The 7,916-nt window shown below is 57.9% G+C and carries 5 protein-coding genes and 7 pseudogenes; 6 read left to right on the top strand and 6 right to left on the bottom strand.

Annotated features, from left to right (window positions below; translation table 11 throughout):
* The first annotated feature begins 86 nt into the window (after positions 1 to 86).
* The 5 genes and pseudogenes from tnpA to NKH73_RS32265 all read left to right on the top strand — a co-directional run bounded on the left by tnpA (position 87) and on the right by NKH73_RS32265 (position 4,767).
* Positions 87 to 559, top strand: a pseudogene (tnpA, locus tag NKH73_RS32285) (IS66-like element accessory protein TnpA).
* Positions 516 to 893: an IS66 family insertion sequence element accessory protein TnpB gene (gene tnpB / locus NKH73_RS32280; RefSeq protein ID WP_352939502.1), complete on the top strand. Its 378-nt coding sequence runs from the start codon at positions 516 to 518 to the stop codon at positions 891 to 893. Before tnpA ends, tnpB begins: the two are co-directional and overlap by 44 nt.
* Before the next feature lie 54 nt (positions 894 to 947).
* Positions 948 to 2,509 (top strand): annotated as a pseudogene (gene tnpC, locus NKH73_RS32275) (IS66 family transposase); the annotation flags it as partial.
* 558 nt (positions 2,510 to 3,067) lie between these two features.
* On the top strand, positions 3,068 to 4,333 hold the full coding sequence (locus NKH73_RS32270) for an ATP-grasp domain-containing protein (RefSeq protein WP_352939499.1): 1,266 nt from the start codon (positions 3,068 to 3,070) through the stop codon (positions 4,331 to 4,333).
* A gap of 89 nt (positions 4,334 to 4,422) precedes the next feature.
* Positions 4,423 to 4,767, top strand: coding sequence for an NIPSNAP family protein (locus NKH73_RS32265; protein ID WP_263792381.1), 345 nt, complete (start codon positions 4,423 to 4,425; stop codon positions 4,765 to 4,767).
* Between the two features lie 298 nt (positions 4,768 to 5,065).
* On the opposite strand, the gene NKH73_RS32260 is transcribed toward NKH73_RS32265, so the two are convergent.
* The 4 genes and pseudogenes from NKH73_RS32260 to NKH73_RS32245 form a co-directional block, all read right to left on the bottom strand.
* Positions 5,066 to 5,242, bottom strand: coding sequence for a carbamoyltransferase C-terminal domain-containing protein (locus NKH73_RS32260; RefSeq protein ID WP_352939505.1), 177 nt, complete (start codon positions 5,240 to 5,242; stop codon positions 5,066 to 5,068).
* Positions 5,194 to 5,499: a carbamoyltransferase C-terminal domain-containing protein gene (locus NKH73_RS32255; RefSeq protein ID WP_352939495.1), complete on the bottom strand. Its 306-nt coding sequence runs from the start codon at positions 5,497 to 5,499 to the stop codon at positions 5,194 to 5,196. Before NKH73_RS32255 ends, NKH73_RS32260 begins: the two co-directional genes overlap by 49 nt.
* Positions 5,462 to 5,829, bottom strand: a pseudogene (locus NKH73_RS32250) (transposase); the annotation flags it as partial. The gene NKH73_RS32255 and the pseudogene NKH73_RS32250, both read right to left, overlap by 38 nt.
* Positions 5,830 to 5,924: 95 nt before the next feature.
* Positions 5,925 to 6,041 (bottom strand): annotated as a pseudogene (locus NKH73_RS32245) (carbamoyltransferase C-terminal domain-containing protein); the annotation flags it as partial.
* 822 nt (positions 6,042 to 6,863) lie between these two features.
* Here NKH73_RS32245 and NKH73_RS32685 point away from each other — a divergent pair.
* A pseudogene (locus tag NKH73_RS32685) lies at positions 6,864 to 7,001 on the top strand (IS1380 family transposase); the annotation flags it as partial.
* Here the strand turns inward: NKH73_RS32685 and NKH73_RS32240 are convergent.
* Together NKH73_RS32240 and NKH73_RS32235 are read right to left on the bottom strand one after the other, a co-directional pair.
* Positions 6,997 to 7,257, bottom strand: a pseudogene (locus NKH73_RS32240) (helix-turn-helix domain-containing protein); the annotation flags it as partial. The pseudogenes NKH73_RS32685 and NKH73_RS32240 sit on opposite strands and share 5 nt — an antisense overlap.
* A gap of 121 nt (positions 7,258 to 7,378) precedes the next feature.
* Positions 7,379 to 7,672, bottom strand: a pseudogene (locus NKH73_RS32235) (helix-turn-helix domain-containing protein); the annotation flags it as partial.
* Positions 7,673 to 7,916 lie beyond the last annotated feature (244 nt).

Raw genomic sequence — 7,916 nt, 5'->3', positions numbered from 1 at the left:
GACCGCTTTACCGCGAAATCAGTGAAGGCCCCTTGACAACGAAATCCCCATACAAGGTGTCCACCAAAATAGGTGGACACCTTGTGATGGAAGAAGATGATCAGAAACTGCTGGTAAGGCTTGTCGGTCGGAACGGGCGACGCCGATACGACCCCGCATCGAAGGACCGTCTTGTCTCGGCCTGCGTTGAGCCTGGCGTGTCGGTATCGAGGCTTGCACTCGAACATGGGGTCAATGCGAACCTTCTTCGGAAGTGGATAAAGAAGCGCACGGAAACCCAGTCCCTCCCGCCGTCCTCATCGCCGGCGTTTATCCCGGTTCAGATTGAAAGCACTTCCGATCGGGCCTTGCTGCGACAGAGCAGCATGGCTGCGGTGGATTTGCCGGGGACTTGCGATGGGGTGCGTGGGTCGGCATCGAAAAGGACTGCGCCTTTTTCCTCTCCAGCCAAGGTGAGCGCGTCACTGCCGAACGGCGTGAAGTTGACGCTGGAATGCGGTGATGTGGATGCATTGATGCGACCATCGGAGCAATGGGTCATGTTCAGACTGGGCGCTGACCTGAAAGTCTACCTGCACCGCGAGCCGATCGACTTCCGGGCCGGCATCAACAGCCTTGCGGTCCTGGTCCAAGAGACGATGGCGCTCGATCCGTTTGCTCCGGCGGTTTTTGCGTTCTGCAATCGCCGTCGCGACCGGATGAGACTCTTGTTCTTTGACCGGTCGGGCTTTGTGCTGGTCCTGAAGCGGCTGACCGAGGACAAGTTCCGGTGGCCGCGCCGGGAGGCAGCGGTGGTCACGCTTACGACCGAGCAATTGCACTGGATTCTCGACGGCATCGATATCGATGCGATGGTCCGCCATCCGGTGCGGCAATATCAGGTTGCCGGTTGAGGGCTCTCGAATTGAGCGATTGACGCGGCGGCATGCTTTCGATTCAAGAATCTGATGAATCGACCCGGCGAACCGACTGTTGAAGAGTTGATGGCGCGTATTGCTGCGCTGCAGGCGGAGAACCGTCAACTCACCGAACGCGTCGTCAAGCTCGAGGAAGAGCTGGCGCTTGCACGACTGCATCGTTTTGCGCCGCGCAGTGAAAAACACGTTGATCGCCTCTTCAATGAAGCCGAACAGATTGCCGATGAAGACGACGCCGACAACGAAGATGGCGATGTCGTTGTCCTGCCGGACACGGGCTTGCCGGCGACCGAAGGGGCGACGGGAAAGAAGCGCGGCCGCAAGGCCTTGCCGGAAAACCTGCCGCGCGAGCGTGTCGAGTATGACCTTCCCGACGATCAGAAGGTCTGTCCTTGCTGCCGTCACCAGATGCATCGCATGGGCGAGACCATTACCGAGCAGCTTCATATCGAGGTGAAGGCGAAGGTCCTGCAGAATGTGCGGTTCAAGTATGCCCGCCGTCATTGAACCGCACCGGGATCAGCACGCCGGTCGTGATCGCGCCGATGCCCGCGCAACCTTTGCCGGGCAGCATCGCCACGGCCTCGACGCTGGCCTTCGCGCTCGTTCATAAGTATGTCGACGGCACACCGCTCTACCGCCTGGCGCAGGCATTCGAGCGCGCCGGCGTTCCTGTCAGCCGAGGCGCTCTGGGCCACTGGGTGATCGGCTCGAGCGAAAAGCATCTCTCCCGCATCTATGACGCGCTGAAGCTGCGGCTCAGATCGCAGCCCCTCATCCATGGTGACGAGACCACGGTCCAGGTGCTGAAGGAAATGGACAGAGAGGCCGCCAGCACGTCATATATGTGGGCTTACCGGAGCGGCCAGGACAGTGACGAGCCGATCGTGCTGCTCGATTATCAGCCAGGCCGCGGCCAGATACACCCGCAGGCCTTCCTCGGCCATTACCACGGCATAGTGATGAGCGATGGCTATTCCGCCTGGCGCACGCTGGAGGGGGCAACGCATATTGGATGCATGGCCCATTCGAGGCGGCGCTTCGTCGATGCCCTAAAGGCGAGGAAGAAAGGCGGCGGCCCGCCGGAACAGGCGCTCCGCTTCTTCGAACAGCTCTATCGGGTTGAAAGGCAGGCGCGGAACGAAAAACCGGACAAGGGCGAAACGCGAGATCACTGCATTCGCCGCTTCCGCCAGCAACATAGTGTCCCCATCCTCAATGCTCTTAAGGCATGGCTCGACGACATCGCCCCAAAAGTCTTGCCGGACAGCAAGCTCGGCGACGCCGTGTCGTACACCCTGAACCAATGGGGATATCTGACGCGTTACACCGAGGACGGCAGCATGCCGATCGACAACAATCTTCTCGAGCGCGACATCAGGATTTTTGCAACTGGCAGGAAGAGTTGGTTGTTCAGCGATACTGTCGACGGAGCCAAGGCCAGCGCCGTCATCTACAGCCTGATGTTGACCTGCCGCGCCTGTGGCGTCGAGCCGTTAGCGTGGTTGCGCCACGTCCTCACTGAACTGCCTCAGCGCCCCGAGAACGTGGCTATCGACGATCTCCTGCCCTTCAACTTCCTCAAAGCCGCCGCAGAATGCGAGAGTGGGCTCACGTCGGTCGAGCTTCATGACCCATGGTATAAGACCTCTCCGCGGCGGTCGAGAAGCTCGGCTTGGCCCTGAGGAAGGCGCCGGCGCCAATCATAGACTTGCCAGCGCGTCACGCCGTGCATTGCGGGCGATCGTCCACCGATATCCCCGGCATCAGGCTCTCGGCCGCAATCCGGGCTTTCTCGGCCACTGAATGAGCGACGCCCCGTCGGGCCTTCCAGAACCTCCAGCCGGCCGCCGTAGCCACTGGTCGAGACATCCAAATGGACGTCCATTTTGCCGTCTGCTCCCACGCGGATTCTCTGTCTCCCTGTCGCAGGTTTCTTGCCACATTCACCTCATGCGCCGCACGAGGGGAACGGCGTAGCGCTTACAACATTTCAATAACTTCACAGAATCTTTGCACACGCAGATCGCTAACAATGGTACTTTCCCTGCATAGCGTAACACGGTCAGCGCGTAACACGGTCAGGGCCAAGAAAACTGTGCCGATCTACGCAGGGATGCAGGCAGCACGCAACGTGGAGTGAACAGCCAATGGAAAAAAGAGCGCTTATCCTGATAGAAGGTGCAAGTAATATGCGGTTGTACGTCCAAGCGGCCCCGCGACTTGGTCTTCATCCAATTATCCTGTCAGCTAATCCAGCTCAGTACGACTATCTTGCGGCGGAAGGCAATGAGACAATCCGTGTGGATACAAACAATCTCGATGCGCTGATCGCCGAATGTTCCCGGCTGCGTGCGACCTATGACATTGCTGGCATTACGTCCGCCATGGAGGCGACCTATGCGACAGTTGGCAAGCTCTGTCGCCATTTCGATTTACCGGGACCGAACCCAGTATCTATTGAACGATGTTGCAACAAATTCGTTCAACGTGAGCTCCTTGCGGGAGCCGGCGTTCCAGTGCCCTCTTATCGCTTGGCAGCGGATGCGACGGAGGTTGAAAGCTCTGCCGCGGAGATCGGACTGCCGGTGATTGTTAAGCCAGCGGTCGGCATTGCCAGTATGGGTGTCCGATTGTGCTACAACGCCGACGAGTTGGCCGAACATACCACCTATCTGTTGGGCGGCAAGCACATATGGCGGTCTTCGCCGAGGATACTCGTCGAAGATTTCGCACAAGGATGGCGGTCTTCGCCGAATATACTCGTCGAAGAATTCGCAGAAGGCCCGCAATATACTGCTCAAATAATGGGAAATGAGGTCATGGGGATTGAAGCTGCTGACCTTAACCCGCCACCACATTTCGTCTTTCGCCAGTGGACCTTTCCGGCCCTGCTGACTGACAACCAGCGTGAGCGCATCGCAGATGTTTCGCAAAACTGTTTGCGAGCTCTCGGCCTTGGCTGGGGGCCAACGAACATTGAACTCCGGTGGACAAAGCGTGGCCCAGTTGTCATTGAAGTCAATCCGCGTATGCCAGGTTGGCCTGATCCTCAACTGGTTCAGCTGGCTTACGGTGTCGATCTCGTCACCGAGCACATTAAGCTTGTCATCGGCGACGAATGGGATTTGCGAAGAAGGCATTCGCAGATTGCGGCTGCGCGAAGCTTGATTCCTGATCGCGATGGCACCCTCGATTGGATCGAGGGCGGCGGTCGGGCGGCTGCCGTGCCAGGTGTTACCGAGGTCAAATTGTATGTTGAACCCAATACCCCAATAGTCAGGAAAGGCGACTATCGGGACTGTCTCGGGTATGTCATCGCCGTTTCGCGTAGCCTTCCTGAGACCGAAGTCGCCCTTCAGCGTGCCGTCGACCTAATCGATTGGTCGATAATACCCTTCCAAGCAAAGGAATAAGTATCGTCCTGGTAGAGAGAGAGAGAGAGAGAGAGAGAGAGAGAGACGGCAAAAGCAGCGCTTGATTGTAGGGGGCAAGGACTGACCTAATGATCTATGAACTCCGGCATTACGTACCGATCGAAGGAATGAAGGACAAAATGCGAGAGCGGTTTGCTCGCGATAGCCTGCCGCTTTTCAAGAAGACGGGAATTAAACTCCTCGATTTTTGGGAAACCTCGGACACCGGAGAGATTTGGTATGTCGTCGAGTGGCCAAGTGAGGAAGCAGCCCAAAAGGGTTGGGACGATTTCGTTCAAACTCCCGAGTGGAAGGAGATCGCGGCACGCACCGAGCGGGACGGCCCGCTCTCGACGAGTCGAGGGATTGTGTTGAAGCGGCCACCTTTCGTCAGGGCTGAGTGGCTCACTCCGATCAACCTGACAGAAGACTAGCCCACCTTATTCATGACGCCTTTGGGTTTGTTTGACGCTGAACGGCGAACAGGTCACCGCGGCAGTGTCTGGACTTTGAACGCGCTGGGGATTTGAAGCTGGACAGATCGATTTACCGCGGTATGAACGGCAAGGCGGACAAACGGACACGGTTGGCCGAAAATCTGACACTATGACAAGGCTTTCGCCCCTTGCCTGGGGGGATGGCTGATTGATTTCAGCGTTGCGTCGACGGTCGCCTCAGGGGCTCGGGTGGAGGGGAGGGTGTGGCCTTGCCACAGATCGAAGCGAAACCCGCTTACGCCACGGAGTGAGCCGTCTTGAGTACATAAAAAGCATCGTTGATCACAAATCCGTCGAGACCTGTGGCCCGGGCATAGGTCAGCAAGTCGCTTGCACGATTGATGAAGCCGGTGCCATTGATGTTCAGCGATGTGTTGCAAAGAACGCCGACTTCGCTTTTTCCTTGAACCAGGTAAGCAGTTGAAACAGGTGCGGGTTCTGCTCGCGAAACTGTCTGGGCCGCGCCGTGCCGTCAACATGCGCGACAGCCTCCAACCGACTATCGAGAACCTTCTGGAAAAGAAGCATGTAGGGCGACGGGCGTGCCAAATCGAAGTGGAGGATCGTGTCGCAGGAAGTGGTGTAGCTGACGGCGTTGGTCGCAGCGCTCTCCGGCAGGAAGCCGGGCTGATTAGCGCGCCACGGCTGGCAGGCTGATGAGCGGATCATCGCTCATCTGGCTGACGGTTCCAGCGTCATGTAGCGCGCCCGCTGCACGGCCCATTCATCATTCTGTTCAAGCAGCAACGCGCCGACGAGATGGACAATGGCATCGTCATTGGGGAAGATGCCGACGTCGGTTCGGCGCTTGATCTCGCCGTTGAGACGTTCGATCGGGTTCGTGCTGTGAATCTTGACGCGGTGCTCTTTCGGGAACGTCATGTACGCGAGCACGTCGTGCTCGGCCTCGTCTATGATGGTGGCGAGCTTCGGCACCTTTGGGCCGGATCTGGTCGGCCACGGCGCGCCATTGCCGCTTGCGGCCTCGGCCGTCTCCTGGGCACCGCCGAGTTATACCACTCAGCGGGGCACGACCAAGTGGAGTGCGGAATCTCTTCCAGGCAAACTGGAGCGATCGGGCGGAAACCCTCCCGATTTTTGATGCGATTTAACTGCTCATGGGTCGCCTTGGAAAAAGGCGCCGCGAGAATTGACCTATTGCCGGGCGCCCATGGCCCGATTTCGCAATTCCCTTGTACCCAGCCGATCACTTTGCCATCGAGTAACGCCGAGGTCACTTGGCCTTAGTCGAGTGGATGAACCTCGAGCCCGGTGCGGTCAATTTCATCAAGTGTGAAAGGGTGGCCTGAATAGACGTTCCAATTGATCTTCGCATTACCGGTGAAATACCCCATAGCATCGACTGCGGTCCCGATTGCGGAGCCTGACTCGTTTGCGCATGGAGGAATGAAAACATCAGAAAGAGGTTTGTTTCGAGCCATCTGCGGTTCCACTCACAGTTCAATCCGCACCCGCCGGAAATCAGCAGCGGGTAACCCTTTGTCAGGTTCTTCTTTGCGAAAGTGTGGGACGAATCAAAGATGGCGTCCGAAAAACGCCGTGCAAGGTTGGTGAAGCTCTGATGGGTAACGCCAATGTTGTAGTAGCGCGAATTCCGCAGATCCTCATTGTACAGCGGGTGCACACCGCTTCGAAGCAGGGCATCTATCAGAGACCGTTTTGAAAATCGGCTTGCTGTGAGTTCCGTCTGAGGCTGGGTTATGATTCATATGTGGATGCCCCCTATGGCAAGGGGCTCTTTTTCGGGATGGTTTTGATCGGTTGCTTTCATATGTCCGGCCTTTTTGTGCGGCGTGATGTTTGCTGCTGGCCATGATGGAAATCCGCCGGTGAGGTCCCTGATCAAGCTGACGCAGGTCGTGTCCCATCAGGTAGTGTAGCTCGGCGGTTACGAAGCCGCTCGCGAGCGCGCCGTTAGCCCGAATATCTCACATTGTTGAAGTGCATCGGGGTTCCGAATCAGAGAAAGTTGTTTTGCGACAACAGCTTAGCTTTGATCTAGGACCACCCCGATGCAAACAGAGTGTATAACGGATCGGTTCGATTTTGCACCTGTTGAAAAGCGCGCAGTTGTGGCTGGTTTTGACGGCGGAACAATCACGTCTGATGCCGGTGCGCTGTTGTTGGGGCTGACGGACCGGGCGATCGGGCATAGGCGGGATATTCCAGCGTCAGCTCGAGGATGATCGCCTCGATCTCCGGTGGCGTGCGGTTGGCCAGCAGCGGCTTCCTGCGCGTCAGCTCCTGCAGCGCCAATTCGCCGCCGGTCTCGTAAAGCTCCTTGAAGCGGTAGAAGCTGTCGCGTGAATAGCCCATCATCTTGCAGGCCTGGCTGACATTGCCGAGCTGTTTGGCCAGCTCCAGCAGCCCCACCTTGGCGCGGATGATCTTTTGGTCCTTGGTCATGTCAGTGTCCTTTCTGTCGCCGAGGCCGGGCGCTGCGAACCCTGACCACTCCGCGCCCGGCCTCGGCTCAAGCTTCAGCCCAGGACACCGCCTGTCAGATAAAGTTTAAACTTTTGCAGATCAGACGCCAGCGCACAACGCCGTGCGATGCCGGGATCGGGCCACTCTCGACAATGTTCGCCAAGGTCCGGCACTGCGCATCATCCAGCAGGGGCACGCCACCAGGAGGAACCCCGTCGATCAGGCCATTAGGGCCAGAGGCGTTAAAGCGCAGCACCCAGTCGCGAACCGTCTGAAGACCTACGCCGCCAACCCGCGCCGCCTCGCAGCGCGTGCTGCCCTCGTAAATCATCGCCAACGTCAGCAACCGGCGAACCTGGTTCGCATTATCGCTCGACCGGGCCAGTGCCCGCATCGCCGACGCCGTATAACCAGCTCGAAATAACCATCTCGAAGCTTCACTGCCGCTGCCATCGCCAAGCTACATGGATTCGCGATCAATGAATCAGACACCAGCCATTTTTTTTGGAAAGCCTTCATGAGTCCAGGGCTCAAGAGACTTGGTATAAACCCTTTCGCAACCCGTTCGACGCCGAAGTCCCACTATGCCCGCGCCTTCGTCAGTTTGGCCCGATACTCCTCGTCCAGGATCGCGGGCA

The sequence above is a fragment of the Mesorhizobium sp. M0938 genome (assembly GCF_040319125.1).
In the GTDB taxonomy this organism is placed as follows: Bacteria; Pseudomonadota; Alphaproteobacteria; order Rhizobiales; family Rhizobiaceae; genus Mesorhizobium; species Mesorhizobium robiniae.
Note: the sequence above shows the minus strand (reverse complement) of the source record. Positions and strands in the feature narration are given on the sequence as shown.

Coding starts and splice junctions, on each gene's coding strand:
- tnpB (WP_352939502.1), top strand. CDS start 516: ATGCGACCATCGGAGCAATGGGTCATGTTCAGACTGGGCGCTGACCTG.
- NKH73_RS32270 (WP_352939499.1), top strand. CDS start 3,068: ATGGAAAAAAGAGCGCTTATCCTGATAGAAGGTGCAAGTAATATGCGG.
- NKH73_RS32265 (WP_263792381.1), top strand. CDS start 4,423: ATGATCTATGAACTCCGGCATTACGTACCGATCGAAGGAATGAAGGAC.
- NKH73_RS32255 (WP_352939495.1), bottom strand. CDS start 5,499: ATGATCCGCTCATCAGCCTGCCAGCCGTGGCGCGCTAATCAGCCCGGC.